Raw genomic sequence first — 22340 nt, 5'->3', positions numbered from 1 at the left:
ACAGAAATTCAGATAAGGACGGGGAACAGCGATGAAGCGTATATTAATCACCGGGGCTTTGGGCCAAATTGGCTCGGAGCTGACCTTAAAGCTTAGAGAGCTATACGGCACTGACAATGTCATTGCCAGCGATATTAAAAAAAATGACAGCGAAGCAGCCTTAGGCGGTCCGTTTGAAACTTTAGACGTAACCGATGGCAAAAAAATGGTGGAGATCGCCAAAAAATATCGGGTTGATACGATTATGCATCTGGCGGCGCTTTTATCGGCTACGGCTGAAGCCAAGCCGGTGTTTGCCTGGAATTTAAACATGGGCGGGTTATTAAATGCTCTTGAAACCGCCCGAGAGGTAAAGGCCCAATTTTTCACGCCAAGCTCGATTGGGGCATTTGGCCCATCGACACCAAAGGACGGGACACCGCAGGATACGATCATGCGCCCGACAACGATGTACGGGGTAAACAAAGTAGCCGGTGAGCTGTTGGCTGATTATTACTATCATAAATTTGCTGTCGACACGAGAGGCGTCCGTTTTCCCGGGTTAATTTCTTATGTTGCCCTGCCGGGGGGCGGAACAACCGATTATGCAGTCGAAATATATTATGAAGCAGTAAAACATCGCCGCTATACTTGTTATATTGACAAAGGTACCTACATGGACATGATGTACATGCCTGATGCCTTAAATGCCATAGTTGACCTAATGGAAGCTGACCCAGCCAAGTTGGTTCATCGTAATTCCTTCAATGTCAGCGCGATGAGTTTTGATCCTGAGGAAATTGCCGCTAGTATCGCCAAGTATATTCCTGGATTTAAGATTTCCTATGATGTCGACCCGGCACGGCAGAAAATTGCCGATAGCTGGCCTAATTCCCTTGATACCACTGCTGCTAAAGAGGAATGGGGATTTCATTACGAGTATGATTTAGATAAAATGACTGAGGATATGATTGATAAACTGCGCCAGAAATTCCACTATCGAATATCGGGCTAAAAAAACAGCGAAGCCACTGACGCTTCGCTGTTATCTTTTAACATAGATCCATTTATCTTGTTTTTCCAAAACGCGCCCGACAATAGCCGCTTGGGCAATTCCCTTTGACCGAAGTTGCTGCACATATTGTTCAGCTTCTGCTTCCGGAAGCGCAACCAGCAGCCCGCCTGATGTAACGGCGTCACATAAGACTAATTGCTCCTCAGGCAAGATGTCCTCATAAACGATATCATTTTGGAGCCATTTGTGGTTGGATTTCGAACCGCCGGGAACAACACCATTTTTCGCTAATTCCACCGTACCGTTAAGGAGCGGTACCTGAGAGAATGAAATTTCGAAACTAACATCACTCCCGCGGGCCATTTCGCTGCCATGACCGAGCAGGCCAAATCCGGTTACATCGGTAACAGCATGCGGCTGGAAGGCTGATAAGGTTTCGGCAGCTATTTTATTGAGCATCGCCATCGTTTCGGTAACGAGTTGCTCCTGCTCGGCTGTAACCGCACCTCGCTTTATTCCGGTAGTCAAGATGCCGACTCCAATCGGCTTTGTTAACACAAGAGCATCACCTGGTTTGGCACCAACATTTTTCCATACTTTTTCCGGATGAACAATACCTGTGACGGAGAGGCCAAACTTTGGTTCCTGGTCGTCGACTGAATGTCCGCCGACCGTCACGGCTCCTGCTTCTTTGACTTTATCAGCAGCCCCGCGTAATATTTCCACCAGCATGTCTGGACCGAGCTTTTGAATCGGATATCCGACAATGTTGAGAACAGTTTTTGGCTCACCGCCCATGGCATATACATCACTCAAGGCATTGGCAGCCGCAATTTGTCCAAACATATAGGGATCATCCACCACTGGTGTAAAATAATCAACCGTTTGGATGAGAGCAATGTCATCAGTTAATTGGTATACCCCGGCGTCATCACTTGTCTCGTTGCCAACAAGCAATTCCGGAACTGGATCTTGTTTTGGTAACTGACGCAAAACTTGCGTCAAGTCCTCAGGACCAATTTTGCAGCCTCAACCGGCTTTTGTTGATAACGAGGTTAGGCGGATTTTCTCTTGTTCACTCATTTTGTACACCTCCAATACTTAGTAGTATACCTTTTTCAGTTTAAAACCGCACGAGTCAAGCAAAGGATTTGCAAACCAAAATTGGCTGAGATAGAATATTTTAAACCAAATAGATATTGTTTTAAAATGGAGGTCTTTATCTTGAAAAAGTATCAGGTCATCGTTGAATTTTGCATGATGTGAAATTACGCGCCTAAAGCCGCGAGTTTCGCGGAAGAGTTAATTACCCATTTTAGAAGAGACATTGAAAAAGTGGAATTAATTCCTAGTTCCGGCGGGGTTTTCGAAGTAACGGTCAACGGAGAAAAGATCTATTCAAAGGATGAAACAGGTCTTTTCCCAGACACCGAGGAAATAATTAAAATAATGGAAGCAGAATAACGGAGGGGTCCAATGTTCAGCAGGCTCCGAAACCTAGCAGATTGAGAACAAAACTTCTTGATCTGCTTTTTTTGACTAAATATAATTTAAAAGTTACAATTTTAGATTTTTTCCCGGTGCTAATTAAAAAATGAATTTTGAGGATATTTTTTTGTTGACTAAATATAGGATAGGGGGGTATAGTAATAGTACAAACAAAAGGGAAGTGATTTTAATGGAGAAATTCTTACACGATCACCCGAGTACCCCTAGGAGCAAAGACGAAAAGCAAGCGATCATCAACCGTTTAAAACGAATAGAGGGTCAAGTTCGCGGCATACAAAAAATGGTAGAGGACGATCGATATTGTATCGATATTTTAGTCCAAATCAGCTCGATCCAATCAGCATTAAAACAAGTAGGTTTCTCAATTACCGAACGGCACATCAAACATTGTGTCAGCGATGCAATCAAAGCTGGTGAGGGGAATGAAACGATTGAAGAATTAATGACTGTCATGAAGCAATTTTCTAAGTAAGGGGTGGTTATGGTGAGTGAATTAAAGCATGCAACACTTGGAGTTACAGGAATGACCTGTGCCGCCTGCTCTAACCGGATAGAAAAAACATTAAATAAAATGGCCGGTGTGGAAGCACAAGTGAATTTAACAACAGAAAAGGCATCCGTTCATTACGATCCGGAAAAAACCTCGATCGCCGAGATTACCAATAAAATTGAAAATATCGGTTATGGTGTTCTGACGGAAAAAGCGGAATTCGATGTCTTCGGGATGACGTGTGCCGCTTGTTCCAGCCGGATTGAAAAAGTACTCAACAAACAAGCTGGCGTTAAGCAGGCAACAGTAAACCTAACAACGGAAAGTGCAACCATTGAATATACACCTGGATTAATAAATGAAAAAACCTTAATTGAAAAAATCCAACATATCGGCTATGACGCCAAACCAAAGGCAGAGGCAGAAGAAAAACAAACGTATAAAGAGAAAGAGCTGCAGCATAAGAAAACAAAGTTAATGATTTCCGCAGTTCTATCTGCACCATTATTAATCACCATGCTCGTTCATTTATTCGGCATGACGCTGCCAGAAATTTTCATGAATCCATGGTTCCAATTTGCTTTGGCGACCCCGGTTCAATTTATCATTGGCTGGCAATTCTATGAAGGTGCTTATAAGAACCTAAAGAATGGCGGCGCAAATATGGATGTGCTGGTCGCATTAGGAACAAGCGCTGCCTATTTCTATAGTTTATATGAAGCATTAAAGACGATTGGCGATCCTGCTTATATGCCGCATTTATACTATGAAACAAGTGCGGTTTTAATCACCTTGATTTTATTTGGCAAATATTTAGAGGCAAGAGCGAAGAGCCAAACAACCAATGCGATATCCGAATTGCTTAATTTACAAGCTAAGGAAGCCCGGGTGATTAGAGATGAGAACGAAGTGATGATTCCTGTCGAAGATGTCGTCGTTGGCGATCATTTAATCGTCAAACCAGGAGAAAAAATACCCGTAGACGGTATGGTTATTAAAGGAAGAACATCCGTCGATGAATCGATGTTGACCGGCGAATCGATTCCAATTGAAAAAGAACCCGGGGCGAACTTAATCGGGTCGACCATCAATAAAAATGGTTTAATTGAAATGGAGGCCAAGAAAGTTGGGAAAGATACCGCACTTGCCTCGATTATCAAAGTAGTCGAAGAAGCTCAAGGATCGAAAGCACCGATCCAACGGTTGGCCGATGTAATTTCCGGTTATTTCGTTCCAATTGTCATTGGGATAGCTGTCCTAACCTTTATCATTTGGATTTCTTTTGTTCAACCTGGACAATTTGAACCGTCATTAGTCGCGGCCATTGCCGTACTTGTTATTGCTTGTCCATGTGCACTGGGGCTGGCAACTCCTACTTCGATAATGGTTGGTACCGGAAGAGCTGCTGAAAGCGGAATTTTATTTAAAGGCGGCGAACACTTAGAACGAACCCATGAAATTAATGCGATTGTTTTGGATAAGACGGGAACCATTACAAAGGGAAAACCAGAGGTAACTGATTTTTCAGGTGATGCAGAAACATTGCAATTATTAGCTAGTGCCGAAAAAGGTTCTGAACACCCGCTTGCGGAAGCGATCGTGGCCTATGCAGCAGAGAAAAATATTCATTTCTTGGAAGTGGATCATTTTGCAGCGATACCCGGTCACGGGATCGAAGCAGAGATTTCTGGTCAGCAGATTCTTGTCGGAAATCGAAAATTAATGAACGATCACCAAATTGACATCGAAAGTGCGACTGAAGAGAAATTAATTGAATTTGAAACCGGTGGTAAAACAGCGATGCTGATTGCCATTGAGGGAGAGTATCGCGGCATCATTGCGGTGGCCGATACGATTAAAGACACCGCCCCAGAAGCGATCAAGCAATTAAAAGAAATGGGCATTGAAGTGATCATGTTAACGGGTGATAACGAGCGGACAGCCCAAGCCATTGCCAAACAAGCCGGCATCGATCAAGTAATTGCTCAAGTGCTGCCTGAGGAAAAAGCAGATAAAGTAAAAGAAATACAGCAACAGGGTAAAAAAGTGGCCATGGTGGGTGATGGCGTGAATGATGCACCAGCATTAGTAACCGCTGATATTGGGATTGCGATTGGAACTGGAACAGAAGTAGCCATTGAAGCCGCTGACGTGACGATTCTCGGCGGTGAGCTATTGCTGATTCCAAAAGCGATTAAAATCAGCAAAGCAACCATTCGCAATATCCGCCAAAATCTTTTCTGGGCTTTCGGATACAATACAGCGGGCATTCCAATTGCCGCGCTTGGCCTGCTGGCACCATGGATCGCCGGTGCTGCCATGGCCTTAAGTTCGGTAAGTGTTGTCTCTAACTCACTCCGCTTAAAACGGGTGAAACTCTAAAGGGGAACTTCCATCAGCGGGGATTCCACAACCAATTGGGGGGATCAAACTGCCCGTTAAGGCCGGATCAAAGATCCCTTTAAAGGAGGTGAAAAGGAATGGAAAAGAAAACATTAGATGTTCAAGGCATGTCATGCGGCCACTGCAAAGCTGCCGTAGAAGGCGCTTTGAAAAAATTAGCTGGCGTATCAGCAGCTGAAGCTCATTTAGAAACAGGTAAAGTTGATGTTACCTTTGACGAAGGAAAAGTTACAGTTGCGGCGATGAAAGAAGCAATTGAAGAACAAGGCTATGATGTTATTGCCTAAATGAAACACTAAAAAGCTGGTTTTCTAAGGGAAAATCAGCTTTTTTCATCCTTTTTCGATAAAGTGAAACTTCCATCAGTGGGGGTCTTACTGCCCGTTAAGGCGGGATAACATCTTCATGGCAAGGGAATATAACGATTTTTTCCTGAGCCATTTTCTGCTTTGGTGATGAAAATCTCTAACAGTCCATTTTGGAAAACAGCCGTTACACCATGTCGGATAATCACAAAGGGAAAATCAATGATCCGTTCTTTTTTGGGAAATGATGTTAGCGGGGAATGGTTCTGTTTTTGTGCAGAATCATTAATTTGCTATTTTCGACTTTCACTTTTATTTCTGAGCTTGCATAATCTTGCAGGACCGCCTCGACAATCCAATGATCATCGGTTTCATATATATCTATTTTAAAAATCGCATTATCTTCATATTCAGTATGAGGGTCAAGAAAAAAATCCCTTAACCACTGTTCCATCCAGTCGGGATCAGGAGATTGATGTTCGGTTGATTTTTTCTTATTCAAAGCCAGCTCCCCCTTGCTCGTTTCATTCTATTCAAACAGGTGGAAAACGTGAAAGATGGTATAATAGGTCAAAAGAAGGATTTGTAAAGGAGTTTTAGTTGTGAAAGAAACTTTACGGATGATCCCGCCTGTCCATGAACTGCAGCACCATCCACAATTTGCAGTTATTGTTAAACAGACGAGACTCGACACAGTCCAGCTGACGAAGCAATTAAAAATAGTCATAGAAGAGATACGAAAAGCGATTCTTCAAGGTAATTGGAATGGGCCGCTTCCAGGAACGGCCGGCTTCATCGAGGAACTTTTCCAATTGCTGCTAAAGTCAGCCACAAAGGAATTTTCTTTTACTTTACAAAGAGTGATCAATGCAACCGGGACGATTTTACATACTAATTTGGGCAGAGCCCGTTTAAGCAACACTGCAATTCGCCATGTGGTTGAGACCGCAGAAAATTATTCCAATCTTGAGTATCGGCTGGATCAAGGGGAGAGAGGTTCCCGTCACAGTCACATTGAAGCCCTATTGACAAAAATTACCGGTGCAGAAGCTGCGATGGTCGTGAACAATAATGCCGCTGCCGTGTATCTGGTCTTGCGGGCGCTGGCTGAAAATAAAGAAGTGGTCGTTTCAAGGGGCCAGCTTGTCGAGATTGGCGGTTCATTCCGCATTTCTTCTATTATGAAGGAAAGCGGCGCCAGACTAGTGGAAATTGGGACAACCAATAAAACGCATCTATATGATTACGAAAACGCGATCACACCAGACACAGCGATGATCATGAAGGTCCACACCAGCAATTTTAAGGTGATTGGTTTTACCGAAACGGTACCCACAGCGGAACTTGTTCAGTTTACCAAAACGCTTGATGATGTGATCTATTACGAAGATTTGGGCAGTGGGGCCTTATTTGACTTTAGACAGCATGGTATTGGTGAGGAGCCGGTGGTTAAAGAGGTTATTGCTATGGGGACGGATATTGTAACCTTTAGCGGCGATAAATTGCTGGGAGGGCCTCAGGCAGGAATTATTGCCGGGAAAAAGACATTCATTGATCGGTTGAAAAAACATCAATTGGCAAGAGTAGTCCGGGTCGATAAGATGACCCTTGCGGCGCTTGAAGGTACATTATTAGATTATGCCCGCGGTGAAAAAGCGATTCGCAATATCCCAACCATTCGTGATTTATTGCGGTCAGTTAATGAAATAGACGAACGATCACACGCTTTTGTTACAAAACTATTACAAAGAACTGCCATTTTTGACGCGAATATTTTTCCTGATGTCAGTCAAGTAGGCGGTGGAACGATGCCTGAAGTTCAGCTGCCAACCATGGTGATTGCTTTAAGACATCAGTCCTTGACTGCCGAACAGCTGAGCAGAAAATTACGCATCGAGGCCCAACCAGCGATTATCGGCCGGATCCAAAAGGATGAATTTCTCCTTGATCTACGAACGGTTTCCAAAGAAGAAGAGGAGCTGATTCTTGAAGCCTTAGCGAATATTGAGACACATTAAAGAAATCGGCTGATTGCCGATTTCTTACATATCATGACTGGAATTATGTTTAGCTCGAGTGTGGTTGCGATTTTTTACTTTTTTTGAACCGCTTAACGGTTCCGGCTGTCCGGATATTTTTGGAGCGTTTCGCCGCATGTCTTTGCCATCTTTTTTATTGGTCATTTTTAATCCCTCCTCATTAAATTAGGATGCAAGGAATCATCCTTTTTATGCTGAATATTTTTCAATTGTTTGTGCAGTTTAAAGGGTAAACGAAAATGAAGGAGGGAAAAGCGTGACCCAAAGAAATCCTTATAATAAGAATAAACAAGAGGCGTTCCAGGCGGCCCAGCAGGGATTTGAAAATGCCCAAGGCCTGTTTGAAACGATTGTCAATGATTCCGCCAGCTACGGTCATCAATTAAAGCACTTAAAAAATGAAGTTAATGAAGCGTACCAGCAAATTGAAAATGCCTTGGAAGTAGCTTCTGAAAAACAACGCGAACAATTAGAGCGATTCCAGCGTGATTTACAACAAATGGTGACAGAAGTCAATCAAGCAGATTAATAGTAGAAAAGCGAAGAACGGACCTTGTCAGGTACGAATCTTCGCTATTTTTTCCTCACTGATTTTTCTTTCGCTTCTTATTATTTCGTTTCTCCATTTCCGTTAACGGCTCATTGGCCATTTCCTCATGAAATCCTGCACCATTTCCTTGTGCTTTTGCCGCATTCATTCCCGGAATTACATGATTCGCCTTATTTTTTGCCATCCCAATCACCTCCTATTACCGTTACTATTTCCAGAGAATCAAAATAAATGACAAATAAAAGTTTTTTTGCCATAATGATAGTGGTTTTCCGTTCAGTTTTTTTAAAAAATTACCCAAGTAGAGGCAAGAATTTTTAAATTTTCTGAACAATTTACATAAAAATTGATAAGAAAAACTTATCAAACTCAATAACTTTCTTGTTATTTACTTATGTAATCGCTTGTATTAAGATAGGGTTGAAGCTGGATGGAAAAATTATAACTTTTTAGTATTTGTTATTGGATGTTTTTTTATGTCGAAAAAGGGGGTTTTTTTGAAATGGTGAAAAACGATGTATTTAACGCGCGTTCTTCTTTTGATGTAAACGGCAAAAGCTATCATTTTTACCGTTTAAGCGCATTAGAAGAGGCTGGAATTGGCAATGTATCAAAGCTGCCATATTCCGTGAAAGTATTACTTGAATCAGTGCTGCGTCAGTACGATGGCCGGGTAATTACGAAAGAGCATGTTGAAAATTTAGCAAAATGGGGTACGGATGAGCTGAAGGAAGTAGATGTTCCCTTTAAGCCATCCCGTGTTATTCTACAAGACTTTACAGGGGTTCCGGCAGTTGTTGACCTTGCATCTTTAAGAAAAGCAATGGCTGATCTTGGCGGCGATCCTGATAAAATTAATCCGGAGAAACAAGTCGATCTTGTCATTGACCACTCAGTGCAAGTCGATGCTTACGGTTCTCAGGATTCGTTAAAAATTAATATGGATTTTGAATTCGAACGTAATGCTGAGCGTTATCAGTTCTTAAGCTGGGCTCAAAAAGCATTTAATAACTATCGTGCTGTACCGCCTGCAACTGGTATTGTACACCAAGTTAACCTTGAGTATTTAGCAGATGTTGTTCATGTTGCCGAAGTTGACGGTACTTTAGAAACATATCCTGATACATTAGTAGGTACTGACTCTCATACCACGATGATCAATGGCCTTGGCGTTCTTGGCTGGGGCGTTGGCGGTATTGAAGCAGAAGCAGGCATGCTTGGCCAGCCTTCATACTTTCCGGTTCCTGAAGTTGTCGGGGTTAAATTAATCGGTGAGCTGCCAAACGGGGCAACTGCTACCGACCTGGCATTGAAGGTAACCCAAGTTCTTCGTAAACATGGGGTAGTGGGCAAATTTGTGGAATATTTCGGACCTGGAGTATCTACACTGCCGCTTGCAGACCGGGCAACCATTGCCAACATGGCTCCTGAATACGGGGCAACTTGCGGCTTCTTCCCAATTGATGAAGAATCGCTTGCTTACTTGCGTTTAACAGGCCGCGATGAAGAGCACATCCAAGTGGTTGAACAATATTGCAAAGCCAATGGCTTATTCTTCAACCCTGCAGAAGAGCCTGTATATACAGATGTGATTGAAATTAACCTTGCTGAAATCGAAGCAAATCTTTCCGGCCCTAAGCGTCCACAAGATTTAATTCCGCTTTCAAAAATGAAACAAGAATTTGTGAAGGCAGTATCTGCTCCACAAGGAAACCAAGGGTTCGGCCTAACCGCTGATGAACTGGAGAAATCAGCAATGGTTAAATTTAATAATGGTGACGAAGCCGAAATCAAAACTGGTGCCGTTGCGATCGCGTCGATCACAAGCTGTACGAATACTTCTAACCCTTATGTTCTTGTGGCTGCCGGCTTAGTTGCCAAAAAAGCCGTGGAGCTTGGTATGGAAGTACCAAAATTTGTGAAAACATCTTTAGCACCAGGTTCCAAGGTTGTTACCGGCTATCTTCGTGATTCCGGCCTGCTCCCATACCTTGAAAAGATCGGTTTCAATCTAGTAGGTTACGGCTGTACCACCTGTATTGGAAACTCTGGTCCATTAAAAGAAGAAATTGAAAAAACAATTGCCGAAAACGATCTTTTAGTTACATCTGTGCTTTCCGGTAACCGTAACTTTGAAGGTCGGATTCATCCGCTTGTCAAAGCAAACTATCTGGCCTCACCACCGTTAGTTGTTGCTTATGCCCTTGCCGGTTCAGTAAACGTTGACTTTGCAACTGAACCAATCGGTAAAGATAAAGACGGCAATGATGTCTTCTTTAAAGACATTTGGCCATCAACTGCGGAAGTAAATGATGTGGTAAAACGCACCGTTACACCTGAACTATTCCGCAAAGAATACGAAAATGTCTTCGGTGACAACGAGCGCTGGAACGAAATCAAAACGAGCAATGAACCATTATACAACTGGGATGCGGATTCAACTTATATCCAAAATCCACCATTCTTCGAAGGCTTATCCAAAGAACCAGGTACTGTTGCTCCATTAACAGGACTTCGTGTTGTTGGTAAGTTCGGGGATTCAGTCACAACTGACCATATTTCACCAGCAGGAGCCATCGGCAAGACTACTCCAGCAGGTAAATATTTATTAGAAAAAGGCGTTCAACCGCGTGATTTCAACTCTTACGGTTCCCGCCGCGGTAACCATGAAGTCATGATGCGCGGAACATTCGCGAACATCCGCATCCGCAACCAAATTGCACCTGGTACAGAAGGCGGCTTCACGACTTACTGGCCTACAGGCGAGGTTATGTCGATTTACGATGCTTGCATGAAGTACAAGGAAGACGGCACTGGCTTAATGGTTGTTGCCGGCAAAGATTATGGTATGGGTTCATCCCGTGACTGGGCTGCTAAAGGGACAAACCTATTAGGCATTAAGACTGTTCTGGCTGAAAGCTTTGAGCGGATCCACCGTTCAAACCTTGTGTTAATGGGTGTTCTACCGCTTCAATTTAAAGCAGGTGAAAATGCCGAAACATTAGGATTAACGGGTAAAGAAACGTTTGAAGTCCAAGTAGACGAAAACGTAAAACCACATGATCTTGTGAAAGTAACTGCTACTGACGAAAACGGCAATAAGAAAGAATTCGAAGTAGTGGTCCGCTTCGATTCCGAAGTAGAAATTGACTACTATCGTCACGGTGGTATCTTACAAATGGTCCTTCGTGAAAAATTACAAGCTTAATTTGTACACCCTTTTAAAACACCATGCGTTGTTTGCGCATGGTGTTTGTTATGTTCATAAAACTGTCACATTATTGCCAAATTGAAATTTTGTTTAACCTAAGTTAATAGTGTAAAATCAAATATAGTGATGATGATTTCAAGAAGGGGGATTTGGGGTGGTCAAGAAAATCATTGCGGCAGTAATCCTAATTACCTTACTTACCGTAGCAATTGTCCAAGCAGTCGATAAAAAGCCAGAAAAGCAGTCCGGTACCGCAAAAGAAGCTTCAGTACAAACGACTGGATTAACAATTGGGGCAAAAGCACCTGATTTTGAGCTGAAGACACTGACCGGGGAAACGGTAAAACTGTCAGACCTAAAAGGAAAAAAAGTTATCTTAAATTTTTGGGCAACCTGGTGTGGGCCATGTAAGAAGGAAATGCCGGAAATGGAGAAATTTTTTAAACAAGCGGATAAGGATATCACGATTCTTGCAGTCAATATTGACCCGCAATTAGATGTCAAAGGATTTGCGAATGAGTACAAAATTACTTTCCCAATCCTGCTCGACAAGGATGATCAGGTAAATAAGACCTATCAAGTGATTTCGATTCCAACCACTTATTTTATTGACAGTGATGGCCTCATTCAAAATAAATTGGTTGGTTCGATGAAACTGGATGATATGGTCAATTTTACAGGTAAATTAAAATAACCAATTGGGGCGTTGATCGATTTTCATCAACGTCTTTTATTTTTGTATGAACCATTGGGATTAAAGTGAAATGCATTTATGACAACTTTGCAACATTTTCATATTTATTAAATAAACGATTTAATTTTCAAAAAGTTGTAATAATTGCAAGCGTTTTAGGACATAATAACTGCTATAATGAGTCATAAGGAAGGTGAAAAACATGAGAAGACCAAGAAAACGTTCTTTTGAGGAACTAGTTTCTGAAAATAAATCACAGCTTTTGAAAGACAGTGCTGCGTTGGAGAAAATTGAAAAACGCCTTGAACAAAAGCGTTTAGGCAAGGCAGAATAACGATAATTTTTTCCAATCATGGTCCCTCTTCTTTTGGACAAAATAGTGTTAAGGAGGGGATCAAAAATGGGTAAAGGGTATCAAACAAAACGTTTTCGCCCAACGCATATTGGAACACAGCCTCGGAGTTTTGGCGGAAATAAAGGAAAACAAATGCAGGATAACTCTGGAGAACACGCCCAGGTTATGCAAACAAAAGGTGAATAAATAAGAAGCGCAATTGCCTTCGGGCACACACAGTAACAAGAACATTCATTAGGAGGAATATTCAACCAATGACTTATAACAACAAACCAAAACCTGATGATCGAAGTGATAATGTTGAAAAGCTGCAGTCGATGATTCACCATACAATTGAGAATATGGAAGCGGCAGAAGAATCTTTAGAGTTTACTGACAGCGAAGCACAGCGTCAGCAGATTGCGGAAAAAAATGAGCGCAGACGCCAAGCAATTGATTCATTCCGCTCCGAAGTAAAAGATGAAGCCAATCACAACAATACTCAAGGCTAATGTTACCGGGACCTTTCACTATGAACAGGTCCTTTTTCTAAGCAAAAATGAGCAACATCACTTTCCAATCCTGCCGTTCATTCCTCGCATTTACAATCTCTCATTTTCTTATGATAAGATAGAGAAGTGAAAAGAAAAGGGAAAGTATTGATAAAAGTTTATTGAAAGAGGAGAAATGGTAACGATGGAAGATTTTTTTGTTTCGACTAGAGAAATACAGCTTTATTATGCCGACACTGACATGATGGGTGTTATTTATCACGCCAATTATTTAAAATTTTTTGAGTTAGGCCGTACAGGGTTAATAGAGGATCTTGGTTATCAGTATGTAGCCATGGAAGAGGCAGGTTTTTATGCTCCTGTATACGATGTCCAGGTAACTTATAAGAAACCGCTGCGCTATGGGGACCAAGCCTTCGTTAAAACATGGGTCGACCATAATGATGGTATTAAAACGATTTATGGCTACAACATTATCAATGGGAATGAAGAGTTGTGCGCCACGGGAAAAACTACTCACATCATTGTAAAGAAAGATAATTTTAGACCCACTTCCTTTAAAAAAGCATTTCCCGAATGGTTCTTAAAATATGAAGAAATTAAAAAAATAGAATTAACAATTGATAATAAAAATACATAGGAGCATCCTTAAGATGCTCCGCTTCTTGTTATACTGGCAACTGTTCAAAAAAATCAATTAATTCATCAAAATTCCGCGTCACTTTGGGAGAGTCATTGCTTGGGTCAGATGGGAAAAATTCAATAACAAATTCATTTCGATCCACACTTTCATTCACAAATGTTGAAAACTGATACTCTTTCTGCCGATTTTGCATCTCTCCACCCTCCAATTGGTAACATCCTCATATCATTATTTTACATTAGTTCAAATGAATGGAATGGTTGAAAAATGAAAATTTTATGAAAAAAGGCTGCAGCGTAAAGCTACAGCCATTTAATTTTTGGTTCCGTTTTGCTTATTATTCGTTTTATATTCGCGCGGTGTCGGTAAACGACAAACGACGCTAACAGGATGATAACAATGAGAAGTGGGAAATCCCATTTGCTGATGATTCCGGAAATGATGACGTAAATAACCGCAACAAGTGCGGCAACCATCGACGATAGTGATACATATTTTGTGATATATAAAGAAATGAAAAAAGCGAGAATCAGCGTAGCAAATAAAAACGGCGCATAGCATAGGATGACCCCGCCTGAAGTCGCCACGGCTTTTCCGCCACGAAAGCTGGCAAAGATCGGGTAAGTATGACCAAGAACAGCTAAAACTCCTGGTATTAATGGATGTAAGTGAACCGATAAAATCAACGGTAGTGCTGTTGCAAGGGTACCTTTTAGAATATCCGCGCTGGTCACGACCAATCCTGCTTTAACTCCAAGAGTCCGAAATGTATTCGTGCCCCCCAAATTGCCACTCCCATGTTCACGAATATCAGTATTGTAGAAAACCCTTCCAATAATCAAGCCTGAAGGAATCGATCCGAGTAAATAGGCAAGAACTAATATGGAAATAATCTGAACCATATAAAATTACTCCTTTAGAAAAAGATCAAGCTATTTAATTTTACACCATGAAATAATGAAAATCACCATATGTTTCTATTTTTCATGATAATTTATCTAATTTTGTATGATTAGAGTCATTTTTTTTACAATTATATGGACAATTTTCAAACCATTTGTTAATTCGCCCCGTGTCATATATCTTAGGCTGTTGAAATAGGTTAAAATAATTTTAATGAAGTCGATATATAACTGGTAACTATATGTTTATAATATGGACCGATTGATCATATCAAGTTTTTTTAAAATGAGGTGAGCTTATGAGTAATAGTAATGAAACAGAGATCAACTACCGTGAATTAGCGGAAAAATATGAGGCTATTAATCGTATCCTAGAAAAACGGCTAGAGGAGGAAATTCGGAAAAACCACGAGAAAGACCAAATTATCATCCAACATTCCCGGCTGGCGGCCATGGGTGAAATGATGGCTAGTATCGGTCATCAATGGCGGCAGCCGTTAAACAGCCTATTGCTCTTGGTTCAAGATGTCAGAGATGCGTTGGAATATGGAGAAATAAATGAATCTTATATCGACCGTTTTACCCGGGAAAGCACGATCCAGATTAAGCATATGTCCCAAACGATTAGAGATTTTCGCAATTTTTATAAACCAAATAGTGAAAAAACCACTTTTTCCGTCGGAGATGCGATTGAGGACGCGCTGTCAATTTATTCGCTAAACCTACAAAATCATGGTATTAAAGTAGAATTTGAAAATAGAGGGCAACAGGTAGCCTATGGGTATCCAAATGAATTCAGTCAAATCGTGCTGAACATTTTAGCAAATGCTCGTGATGCCTTTATCCAAAAAGAAATCGCGAATCGAAAAATCATGATTAAAATTAACGAAACGACCGATTTTATCACGGCAGAATTCACCGATAATGCCGGAGGGATCGATGCGGCTTTTCTTGAAAAGGTATTTGAACCAAATTTCACGACTAAACCACATGGTTCTGGGCTCGGATTGTACATGGCCAAGACCGTAATTGAGCGAATGGATGGCAGTGTATCCGTTGAAAACGTCGGAAACGGAGCGCAGTTTAGACTTTCCATTCCCAAACCCCAGTTTTAGGCTAAGCCTCATGAGCCATTTAGTTGTGTAATATTTACAGAATCAGATAAAATATAGTTAATTCATTGATATTGAGGTGGAATAGATGACGATTGAAAATCCTAGCCGCGAGGAAATCAAGGAGATTTTAAAAAAAGCAAAACGGATTGCTGTAGTGGGATTAAGCAATAACCCAGAAAGAACTTCTTATCAAGTTTCAACCGCCATGCAAAAGGCCGGTTATGAAATTATTCCGGTAAATCCTACCATTGATGAGGCGCTTGGTGTCAAAGCTGTCGCCTCGTTAAAGGATATCGAAGGTCATGTAGACATTGTGAATGTATTTCGCCGCTCGGAGCAGCTATTGGATGTGGCCAAGGAATTTGTCAACATTGATGCTGATGTTTTTTGGGCACAGCAAGGCCTCGTAAATGAACAAGCCTATCAGTTCCTGAAGGAAAAGGGATATACTGTTATTATGGATCGCTGTATAAAAGTGGAACATGCCCTAACGAAGGCGTAAGGAATTTTCGCTGCCAGACATCTGGCAGCTATTTTTTTCCCTAAAAAACAACTAAAAATACCATTTAAAATAGACGATGATACATATACCTATTTGCTAAATCAAAATAAATCGCTAAAATAAGGCATAGACTCTTGGAGTTGTTATGATAAAATGAACTTAGCGCAAACATTAGTTCTTAATGTAAATTGGAATAGTGGTTTTGTAAGTATGAAAGGGGAATTTTAGTGGCAAGAATTCAACAAGCTTTTGATTATAATGATGATGCCATCCAAGTACTTGAAGGGCTGGACGCCGTTCGCAAGCGTCCCGGGATGTACATTGGCAGCACCGATTCGCGCGGGCTTCATCATTCTTGTTTATGAGATTGTCGATAACTCCGTCGATGAAGTGCTTGCGGGATATGGCGATCATATTATCGTTAAAATACACAAAGATAACTCAATCAGCGTCGTCGATAAAGGGCGCGGCATGCCGGTGGGAATGCATAAAATGGGAAAACCAACGACGGAGGTCATCCTCACCATTCTTCATGCCGGCGGAAAATTTGGTCAAGGCGGCTATAAGACAAGCGGTGGTTTGCATGGTGTCGGTGCTTCCGTCGTCAATGCGTTATCTGAATGGCTGACTGTTACGATTAAACGAGACGGGTTTATTTATCAACAGCGCTTTGAGCATGGTGGAAAGCCGGTCACGACGCTCGAAAAAATCGGGAAAACAAACCAAACGGGAACGACGATTCACTTTAAACCGGACCCGACGATTTTTTCAACTATCACGTTTAATTTTGAAATCCTATGTGAGCGTCTCCGCGAATCCGCTTTCCTGTTAAAAGGCTTAAAGATTGAAATTTTTGATGAACGCAATGATTTGCATGAGGTTTTCCATTATGAAAATGGCATCGAGGCGTTTGTCAAATATTTGAATGAGGAAAAAGATGTCCTTCATCCTGTTGTCAGCTTTGAAGGCATTCAAAATCATATCGAGGTGGAGTTTGCTTTTCAATTTAATGATGGTTATTCAGAAAACATCCTCTCGTTTGTAAACAATGTCCGGACAAAGGACGGAGGGACACATGAGGTCGGGGCGAAAACCGCATTGACTAGGTCGTTTAACGATTATGCCCGTAAGGTTGGCCTGTTAAAAGAAAAGGATAAAAACCTGGAAGGATCTGATATCCGTGAAGGGTTATCGGCGATTATTTCCGTTCGCATTCCTGAGGAACTGCTGCAGTTCGAAGGACAAACGAAGGGGAAATTAGGCACAAGCGAAGCACGATCAGCAGTCGACGCAGTTTGTTCCGAGCATTTATCCTACTTCTTAGAGGAAAATCCCGATATCAGTTCCCTCTTAATTAAAAAGTCCATTAAAGCATCGCAGGCGCGGGAGGCGGCAAGAAAGGCCCGGGAAGATGCCCGGAGCGGCAAGAAACGCAAACGCTCGGAAACCTCTCTTTCAGGCAAGCTAACGCCAGCGCAATCGCGCAACCCGCAAAAAAATGAACTTTACCTGGTTGAGGGTGACTCTGCGGGCGGATCGGCGAAACAAGGTCGCGACCGGCGCTTCCAAGCGGTCCTGCCGCTTCGCGGTAAAGTCATTAACACGGAAAAGGCCAAGCTGTCCGATATCTTTAAGAATGAAGAAATCAACACGATTATCTATACGATCGGTGCCGGGGTCGGCTCCGACTTTACGATTGAAGATATCAATTATGACAAAATTATTATCATGACCGATGCCGATACGGATGGTGCCCATATTCAAGTATTGCTGTTGACCTTCTTCTACCGCTATATGAAGCCGCTCGTGGAAGCAGGCAGGGTCTATATTGCCCTTCCGCCACTTTACAAGGTTAGCCGCGGGGCTGGCAAAAAAGAAATAATTGAGTACGCCTGGAATGAAGAAGAATTGCAGGCTGCCATCAAAAAGATCGGCAGAGGCTATATCATCCAGCGCTACAAAGGGCTTGGCGAAATGAATGCTGACCAGCTCTGGGAAACAACAATGAATCCGGAAACACGGACACTGATCCGCGTGAAAATCGATGATGCCGCCCGGGCGGAGCGGCGAATCACAACGCTGATGGGTGATAAAGTAGAACCGCGCCGCAAGTGGATTGAAAATAACGTTTCTTTTGGCTTAGAAGATGACGATACAATTTTAGAAAATGAAAATATTATGGTTTCCGAAGGGGGTTACGAAGGATGAGCACACCAGAAAAATTCCGTGTCCTCCCTTTAGAAGAGGTTCTCGGCGACCGCTTCGGACGGTACAGTAAATATATTATTCAAGAACGGGCCTTGCCGGATGCCCGTGACGGGTTGAAACCGGTGCAGCGCAGAATTTTGTATGCGATGCATGTGGAAGGAAACACCCATGAGAAAGGATTCCGAAAAGCAGCCAAAACGGTTGGTAACGTGATTGGTAACTATCATCCTCATGGCGATACATCCGTGTATGAAGCGATGGTGCGGATGAGCCAGGACTGGAAGGTTCGAAATGTATTAATTGAAATGCATGGCAATAACGGCAGCGTCGATGGCGACCCGCCGGCAGCGATGCGGTATACCGAGGCTAGACTGTCAGCGATTGCCGCTGAGTTAATGCGTGACATTGAAAAACAAACCGTCGATTTCATTCCAAACTTTGACGATACAGCAAAGGAACCGACGGTACTGCCGGCATCGTTTCCAAACTTGCTGGTAAATGGTTCAACCGGTATTTCTGCCGGTTATGCCACCGATATCCCGCCGCATAACCTTGGTGAGATTATTGACGGTGTGATGATGAAAATGGATAAGCCGGATGTTTCCGTTGATGAACTAATGACGGTTATTAAGGGTCCAGATTTTCCGACAGCGGGTATCATTCAAGGAATCGAAGGGATTAAAAAGGCTTATGAAACCGGTAAAGGAAAAATCATTGTCCGCAGTAAGGCTGAAATTGAAGATATGCGCGGCGGCAAGCAGCAAATTGTGATCAGTGAAATCCCATACGAAGTGAATAAAGCAAATCTCGTCAAAAAAATGGATGAATTCCGCCTTGATCGTAAAGTCGAGGGAATCTCTGAGGTCCGCGATGAAACAGACCGTACCGGCCTCCGCATCGTCGTTGAGTTGAAAAAAGATGCCGATGCCGCCGGGGTTTTAAATTATCTATATAAAAACAGCGATCTTCAGGTTACCTATAATTTCAATATGGTGGCCATTTACAACAAACGTCCTAAGCTAATGGGCTTGCGCGAGCTGCTTCAAGCGTATATTGAACATCAAAAGGATGTCGTCACCAGAAGAACGAAATTTGATCTGCAAAAAGCACAGGAACGGCAGCATATTGTTGAAGGCTTGATGAAGGCCTTATCGATTCTTGATGAAGTGATTGCGACGATTCGGGCATCTAAGGATAAGCGCGATGCCAAGGACAATTTAATCGCCAAATTTGCTTTTTCTGAGGCCCAGGCCGAAGCTATCGTTTCCTTACAATTGTATCGTTTGACCAATACAGACATTACCGCACTTAGAAACGAAGCGGCCGAACTGGAGAAGAAAATTGCCGAATTGACAAGCATTTTAGAAAGCGAGAAAAAGCTCCTATCCGTCATCAAAAAGGAATTAAAGGATGTCAAAAAACGCTTTGCTGATCCGCGCCGTTCGAAAATCGAGGCGGAAATTGAAGAGATCAAAATTAACCTGGAAGTCTTGGTTCCTAGTGAGGACGTGATTGTGACGGTTACAAAAGAAGGCTATGTAAAACGAACAAGCCAGCGTTCTTTTGCTGCTTCGAACGGCCAGGATTTCGCCATGAAGGAAACGGACAGACTGTTAGCTCAGCTTGATATGAATACACAGGACGTCTTGCTGCTATTCACCAATAAGGGCAATTATCTGCATTGTCCGGTTCATGAACTTCCGGATATTCGTTGGAAAGACCTTGGACAGCACATTGCCAATATCATTCCGATTGACCGTGATGAGGTCATTATCAAAGCGATTCCGGTTAAGGATTTTGACACGGAGGACTTCCTGCTGTTTGTCACGAAAAATGGCATGGTCAAGAAAACGGAATTAAAGCAGTATAAAGCGCAGCGTTACTCCAAGCCGCTTGTTGCCATTCATCTCAAGGAGGATGACCAGGTGATCAATGTCCATCAAACCAATGGTGCGAAACAGCTGTTCTTAGTCTCTCATCTCGGCTATGCCTTGTGGTTCGACGAGGAAGAAGTCAGCAATATCGGTGTCCGGGCAGCCGGGGTTAAGGGAATGAATTTAAAGGATGGTGACTATATCGTCGATGGCCAGCTCATTTCTCCTAACGGCACTGAAGCTGAATCAATCGTCATTGCGACGCAGCGCGGAGCGGTAAAACGAATGAAATTATCCGAGTTTGAAAAAGCCACCCGGGCTAAGCGCGGCCTTGTCATCCTCCGAGAATTAAAAGCGCATCCGCATCGGGTTGCCGGCTTTACTGTCGCCCGTGAACAGGATGAGATTTTCCTCCAAACGGAAAAAGGGTATCGGGAAATGGTGAAAACCGGAGAAATTCGTTTTAATGACCGCTATTCCAATGGTTCGTTTATCCTTGATGAAACAGAGAACGGGAAGGTTATCGACCTTTGGAAGGTGGAAGCGGCGCTGACTCCAAGTGAAGCGGATCGCACAGATTGATATTTTTGCTTTTCGCAACAGCTTAAAAAAGATTCTCTAGAAATTAGAGAGTCTTTTTTTCATTTTTTTCCCAAAGTTGGGCATAATAGCATGTATCGATGGAACGGGAGGCAAAAAGATGAAAAAAGAAACATTTTTAGCTTTTGTCGCGCTTTTTCTACTGACACTGACCAGTGTTGTCTATGCCTTGGAAGAAACGACAAAAACGGTAACCATTGCGGAGCAGAAAGCAGATATAACAGGGGATCGGGAATTGGATACGATTCTGTTAAAGGGTGTTCCATACCAGGATGAAACTGATTATTTAAAGCAAATTTTTCTTGAAGTTTCAGCGTCTAATGGAACAACGTACACCATTCCTTTGGAAAGTGGCGCAAAAGCGTCATTCCAATTGGTTGATATGAACGATGATGGTGTAAAAGATCTGTTTTCAAGTGTACAAACAGGCGGAAGCGGCGGAATAGTCTTAAGCTATTTACATTCCTTAAAGGATAACGTTCTTGTCGATTTACCTGTGCCTGATCCAGTTGAGATCGATAGTCACTTTTTGAATGGTTATCAGGCTGAAATTAAAATCAAACAGACGGGAAAAACCTACCGCTTCCATTTAAAGGATCGGAAATCATACTATAAAAAGCTGGGCCTATATTATAAAGGGAAATTAAACGAACCAACCGAGTTGATGGTAAATTCTTATCACAGCCTCAAACCTATTACCTTGAAAGATGGCAAACTGGGACTTAAAGGGGTGCAGAGAGTAGCAGGAATCGCCAATGCTGATACGATTGCTTATGTCGAGTCAACCTGGGCCTATCTGAATGGGAAGTGGAAATTGGATAACGTTAAGGTATTGGAAAAAGACCGGTAGGTGAACAACACAGGGAGACCCTGTGTTGTTTTTTTCTATAAAATTGACAGCCCATTTTTTTCGCCATATAATTAAGCGTGCTAATTAATAAGTAACTTAACTATTAGTAAACTTAACTATTTACAGTGAGGTGACAATCATGGCAACGATGGAGAGTCAAACCGCTCAGAAATTACTGCAGTCGTTTATGCAATTTCGGAAAACCGCTCGTTATATGAGTCATATAGCCGGCTATAAGCCCAGTGAATTTAAGGTTTTGGCAACGATTGAACGTGGCGCTAACAACCAACAGACAGAAATGAAAGTATCAGAGATTAGCCAGCAATTACAGGTCACTCCGCCGACCGTTACTCAAATCATGAATACCCTGGAAAAAGCCGGTTTAGTTGAGCGAACGGTAGACCCGGAAGATCGGCGGGCGGTAAAAATCAAATTAACCACTGCCGGAGTGGAAACAACTAAAAGAATTAGGGAGGCCTATACGGAGATTCTCCTCAACTTAATCGATTATCTTGGTGAGGAAGAAAGCGAACAATTAGCCGAATTGCTTTCCAAAGTACATCATTATTTTCAAGAATTAAACCGTTAATGGAGTGGTATGATCA

The 22340-nt window shown here is 42.3% G+C and carries 26 protein-coding genes; 20 read left to right on the top strand and 6 right to left on the bottom strand.

What is annotated here, in order from left to right; translation table 11 throughout:
- Positions 1 to 31 precede the first annotated feature (31 nt).
- Positions 32 to 994, top strand: coding sequence for an L-threonine 3-dehydrogenase (locus RCG24_RS05635; RefSeq protein WP_308078555.1), 963 nt, complete (start codon positions 32 to 34; stop codon positions 992 to 994).
- A 30-nt stretch (positions 995 to 1024) separates the two neighbouring features.
- Here the strand turns inward: RCG24_RS05635 and selD are convergent, their stop codons facing one another.
- On the bottom strand, positions 1025 to 2077 hold the full coding sequence (selD, locus tag RCG24_RS05630; RefSeq protein WP_374049127.1) for a selenide, water dikinase SelD: 1053 nt from the start codon (positions 2075 to 2077) through the stop codon (positions 1025 to 1027).
- Positions 2078 to 2203: 126 nt separating this feature from the next.
- Between selD and RCG24_RS05625 the strand changes: the two genes are divergently transcribed.
- The 4 genes from RCG24_RS05625 to copZ all read left to right on the top strand — a co-directional run bounded on the left by RCG24_RS05625 (position 2204) and on the right by copZ (position 5683).
- A complete protein-coding gene (locus RCG24_RS05625) occupies positions 2204 to 2458 on the top strand; it encodes an Rdx family protein (RefSeq protein ID WP_374049126.1) in 255 nt (84 codons plus the stop codon).
- Positions 2459 to 2672: 214 nt separating this feature from the next.
- Positions 2673 to 2975 (top strand): metal-sensing transcriptional repressor, encoded by a 303-nt coding sequence (locus tag RCG24_RS05620; protein ID WP_202651259.1) that lies wholly within the window; start codon positions 2673 to 2675, stop codon positions 2973 to 2975.
- 9 nt (positions 2976 to 2984) lie between these two features.
- The gene (locus RCG24_RS05615; protein WP_308078554.1) at positions 2985 to 5375 is read left to right on the top strand and encodes a heavy metal translocating P-type ATPase; all 2391 of its coding nucleotides are present in this window, start codon (positions 2985 to 2987) and stop codon (positions 5373 to 5375) included.
- 98 nt (positions 5376 to 5473) lie between these two features.
- Positions 5474 to 5683 (top strand): copper chaperone CopZ, encoded by a 210-nt coding sequence (gene copZ / locus RCG24_RS05610; protein ID WP_202651263.1) that lies wholly within the window; start codon positions 5474 to 5476, stop codon positions 5681 to 5683.
- Between the two features lie 268 nt (positions 5684 to 5951).
- Here copZ and RCG24_RS05605 read toward each other — a convergent pair whose 3' ends face one another.
- Complete coding sequence (locus RCG24_RS05605; protein ID WP_308078553.1) at positions 5952 to 6203, bottom strand: Hsp20/alpha crystallin family protein; 252 nt, start codon at positions 6201 to 6203, stop codon at positions 5952 to 5954.
- Positions 6204 to 6303: 100 nt separating this feature from the next.
- Here RCG24_RS05605 and selA point away from each other — a divergent pair, with 100 nt between their 5' ends.
- The gene (gene selA / locus RCG24_RS05600; RefSeq protein ID WP_308078552.1) at positions 6304 to 7719 is read left to right on the top strand and encodes an L-seryl-tRNA(Sec) selenium transferase; all 1416 of its coding nucleotides are present in this window, start codon (positions 6304 to 6306) and stop codon (positions 7717 to 7719) included.
- 24 nt (positions 7720 to 7743) lie between these two features.
- Here the strand turns inward: selA and RCG24_RS05595 are convergent, their stop codons facing one another.
- The gene (locus RCG24_RS05595; RefSeq protein WP_308078551.1) at positions 7744 to 7884 is read right to left on the bottom strand and encodes a small acid-soluble spore protein P; all 141 of its coding nucleotides are present in this window, start codon (positions 7882 to 7884) and stop codon (positions 7744 to 7746) included.
- A 112-nt stretch (positions 7885 to 7996) separates the two neighbouring features.
- On the opposite strand from RCG24_RS05595, the gene RCG24_RS05590 reads away from it, so the two are divergent.
- Positions 7997 to 8269 carry a hypothetical protein gene (locus tag RCG24_RS05590; protein ID WP_202651271.1) on the top strand — a complete coding sequence of 91 codons (273 nt, stop codon included), beginning with the start codon at positions 7997 to 7999 and terminating at the stop codon, positions 8267 to 8269.
- 55 nt (positions 8270 to 8324) lie between these two features.
- Here the strand turns inward: RCG24_RS05590 and sspO are convergent, their stop codons facing one another.
- On the bottom strand, positions 8325 to 8474 hold the full coding sequence (gene sspO / locus RCG24_RS05585) for a small acid-soluble spore protein SspO (protein WP_202651273.1): 150 nt from the start codon (positions 8472 to 8474) through the stop codon (positions 8325 to 8327).
- 318 nt (positions 8475 to 8792) lie between these two features.
- Here sspO and acnA point away from each other — a divergent pair, with 318 nt between their 5' ends.
- The 6 genes from acnA to RCG24_RS05555 all read left to right on the top strand — a co-directional run bounded on the left by acnA (position 8793) and on the right by RCG24_RS05555 (position 13681).
- Positions 8793 to 11498 carry an aconitate hydratase AcnA gene (gene acnA, locus RCG24_RS05580; protein ID WP_308078550.1) on the top strand — a complete coding sequence of 902 codons (2706 nt, stop codon included), beginning with the start codon at positions 8793 to 8795 and terminating at the stop codon, positions 11496 to 11498.
- A gap of 157 nt (positions 11499 to 11655) precedes the next feature.
- Positions 11656 to 12195 carry a redoxin domain-containing protein gene (locus tag RCG24_RS05575; RefSeq protein WP_308078549.1) on the top strand — a complete coding sequence of 180 codons (540 nt, stop codon included), beginning with the start codon at positions 11656 to 11658 and terminating at the stop codon, positions 12193 to 12195.
- Between the two features lie 202 nt (positions 12196 to 12397).
- Positions 12398 to 12529 carry an FbpB family small basic protein gene (locus RCG24_RS05570; RefSeq protein ID WP_202651277.1) on the top strand — a complete coding sequence of 44 codons (132 nt, stop codon included), beginning with the start codon at positions 12398 to 12400 and terminating at the stop codon, positions 12527 to 12529.
- A gap of 66 nt (positions 12530 to 12595) precedes the next feature.
- Positions 12596 to 12736: an acid-soluble spore protein N gene (locus RCG24_RS05565; RefSeq protein ID WP_202651278.1), complete on the top strand. Its 141-nt coding sequence runs from the start codon at positions 12596 to 12598 to the stop codon at positions 12734 to 12736.
- Positions 12737 to 12804: 68 nt separating this feature from the next.
- Positions 12805 to 13041: a small acid-soluble spore protein Tlp gene (tlp, locus tag RCG24_RS05560; protein WP_308078548.1), complete on the top strand. Its 237-nt coding sequence runs from the start codon at positions 12805 to 12807 to the stop codon at positions 13039 to 13041.
- A 184-nt stretch (positions 13042 to 13225) separates the two neighbouring features.
- The gene (locus RCG24_RS05555; RefSeq protein WP_308078547.1) at positions 13226 to 13681 is read left to right on the top strand and encodes an acyl-CoA thioesterase; all 456 of its coding nucleotides are present in this window, start codon (positions 13226 to 13228) and stop codon (positions 13679 to 13681) included.
- A gap of 28 nt (positions 13682 to 13709) precedes the next feature.
- Here RCG24_RS05555 and RCG24_RS05550 read toward each other — a convergent pair whose 3' ends face one another.
- Both RCG24_RS05550 and plsY read right to left on the bottom strand, forming a co-directional pair.
- On the bottom strand, positions 13710 to 13877 hold the full coding sequence (locus RCG24_RS05550) for a hypothetical protein (protein ID WP_308078546.1): 168 nt from the start codon (positions 13875 to 13877) through the stop codon (positions 13710 to 13712).
- Positions 13878 to 13986: 109 nt separating this feature from the next.
- Complete coding sequence (plsY, locus tag RCG24_RS05545; protein WP_308078545.1) at positions 13987 to 14586, bottom strand: glycerol-3-phosphate 1-O-acyltransferase PlsY; 600 nt, start codon at positions 14584 to 14586, stop codon at positions 13987 to 13989.
- 299 nt (positions 14587 to 14885) lie between these two features.
- Here plsY and RCG24_RS05540 point away from each other — a divergent pair, with 299 nt between their 5' ends.
- From RCG24_RS05540 to RCG24_RS05510, 7 genes are all read left to right on the top strand, one after another.
- Positions 14886 to 15701, top strand: a complete 816-nt coding sequence (locus tag RCG24_RS05540; RefSeq protein ID WP_308078544.1) for a sensor histidine kinase — start codon at positions 14886 to 14888, stop codon at positions 15699 to 15701.
- 85 nt (positions 15702 to 15786) lie between these two features.
- Positions 15787 to 16203 carry a CoA-binding protein gene (locus RCG24_RS05535; protein ID WP_308078543.1) on the top strand — a complete coding sequence of 139 codons (417 nt, stop codon included), beginning with the start codon at positions 15787 to 15789 and terminating at the stop codon, positions 16201 to 16203.
- A 227-nt stretch (positions 16204 to 16430) separates the two neighbouring features.
- Complete coding sequence (locus tag RCG24_RS05530) at positions 16431 to 16568, top strand: hypothetical protein (protein WP_308078542.1); 138 nt, start codon at positions 16431 to 16433, stop codon at positions 16566 to 16568.
- Positions 16525 to 18411, top strand: coding sequence for a DNA topoisomerase IV subunit B (gene parE, locus RCG24_RS05525; protein ID WP_308078541.1), 1887 nt, complete (start codon positions 16525 to 16527; stop codon positions 18409 to 18411). The genes RCG24_RS05530 and parE overlap by 44 nt, the downstream gene beginning before the upstream one ends.
- Entirely contained in the window at positions 18408 to 20867 is a 2460-nt protein-coding gene (gene parC / locus RCG24_RS05520) for a DNA topoisomerase IV subunit A (RefSeq protein WP_308078540.1), read from the top strand. The genes parE and parC overlap by 4 nt, the downstream gene beginning before the upstream one ends.
- A 118-nt stretch (positions 20868 to 20985) precedes the next feature.
- Positions 20986 to 21735 (top strand): hypothetical protein, encoded by a 750-nt coding sequence (locus RCG24_RS05515; protein ID WP_308078539.1) that lies wholly within the window; start codon positions 20986 to 20988, stop codon positions 21733 to 21735.
- A gap of 139 nt (positions 21736 to 21874) precedes the next feature.
- On the top strand, positions 21875 to 22324 hold the full coding sequence (locus tag RCG24_RS05510) for a MarR family winged helix-turn-helix transcriptional regulator (RefSeq protein WP_308078538.1): 450 nt from the start codon (positions 21875 to 21877) through the stop codon (positions 22322 to 22324).
- The last annotated feature ends 16 nt before the right edge of the window (positions 22325 to 22340 follow it).

This window comes from Neobacillus sp. OS1-32 (genome assembly GCF_030915425.1).
Taxonomy (GTDB): Bacteria; Bacillota; Bacilli; order Bacillales; family Cytobacillaceae; genus Neobacillus; species Neobacillus paridis.
The sequence above is the reverse complement of the archived record's forward strand: the minus strand, read 5'-3'. Positions and strand labels throughout refer to the sequence as shown.

Excerpts from the sequence above, each read along its gene's own strand:
- RCG24_RS05635 (WP_308078555.1), top strand. The coding sequence starts at position 32 with ATGAAGCGTATATTAATCACCGGGGCTTTGGGCCAAATTGGCTCGGAG.
- RCG24_RS05620 (WP_202651259.1), top strand. The coding sequence starts at position 2,673 with ATGGAGAAATTCTTACACGATCACCCGAGTACCCCTAGGAGCAAAGAC.
- RCG24_RS05615 (WP_308078554.1), top strand. The coding sequence starts at position 2,985 with ATGGTGAGTGAATTAAAGCATGCAACACTTGGAGTTACAGGAATGACC.
- copZ (WP_202651263.1), top strand. The coding sequence starts at position 5,474 with ATGGAAAAGAAAACATTAGATGTTCAAGGCATGTCATGCGGCCACTGC.
- RCG24_RS05595 (WP_308078551.1), bottom strand. The coding sequence starts at position 7,884 with ATGACCAATAAAAAAGATGGCAAAGACATGCGGCGAAACGCTCCAAAA.
- sspO (WP_202651273.1), bottom strand. The coding sequence starts at position 8,474 with ATGGCAAAAAATAAGGCGAATCATGTAATTCCGGGAATGAATGCGGCA.
- acnA (WP_308078550.1), top strand. The coding sequence starts at position 8,793 with ATGGTGAAAAACGATGTATTTAACGCGCGTTCTTCTTTTGATGTAAAC.
- RCG24_RS05570 (WP_202651277.1), top strand. The coding sequence starts at position 12,398 with ATGAGAAGACCAAGAAAACGTTCTTTTGAGGAACTAGTTTCTGAAAAT.
- RCG24_RS05565 (WP_202651278.1), top strand. The coding sequence starts at position 12,596 with ATGGGTAAAGGGTATCAAACAAAACGTTTTCGCCCAACGCATATTGGA.
- tlp (WP_308078548.1), top strand. The coding sequence starts at position 12,805 with ATGACTTATAACAACAAACCAAAACCTGATGATCGAAGTGATAATGTT.
- RCG24_RS05555 (WP_308078547.1), top strand. The coding sequence starts at position 13,226 with ATGGAAGATTTTTTTGTTTCGACTAGAGAAATACAGCTTTATTATGCC.
- RCG24_RS05550 (WP_308078546.1), bottom strand. The coding sequence starts at position 13,877 with ATGCAAAATCGGCAGAAAGAGTATCAGTTTTCAACATTTGTGAATGAA.
- plsY (WP_308078545.1), bottom strand. The coding sequence starts at position 14,586 with ATGGTTCAGATTATTTCCATATTAGTTCTTGCCTATTTACTCGGATCG.
- RCG24_RS05540 (WP_308078544.1), top strand. The coding sequence starts at position 14,886 with ATGAGTAATAGTAATGAAACAGAGATCAACTACCGTGAATTAGCGGAA.
- RCG24_RS05535 (WP_308078543.1), top strand. The coding sequence starts at position 15,787 with ATGACGATTGAAAATCCTAGCCGCGAGGAAATCAAGGAGATTTTAAAA.
- parC (WP_308078540.1), top strand. The coding sequence starts at position 18,408 with ATGAGCACACCAGAAAAATTCCGTGTCCTCCCTTTAGAAGAGGTTCTC.
- RCG24_RS05515 (WP_308078539.1), top strand. The coding sequence starts at position 20,986 with ATGAAAAAAGAAACATTTTTAGCTTTTGTCGCGCTTTTTCTACTGACA.
- RCG24_RS05510 (WP_308078538.1), top strand. The coding sequence starts at position 21,875 with ATGGCAACGATGGAGAGTCAAACCGCTCAGAAATTACTGCAGTCGTTT.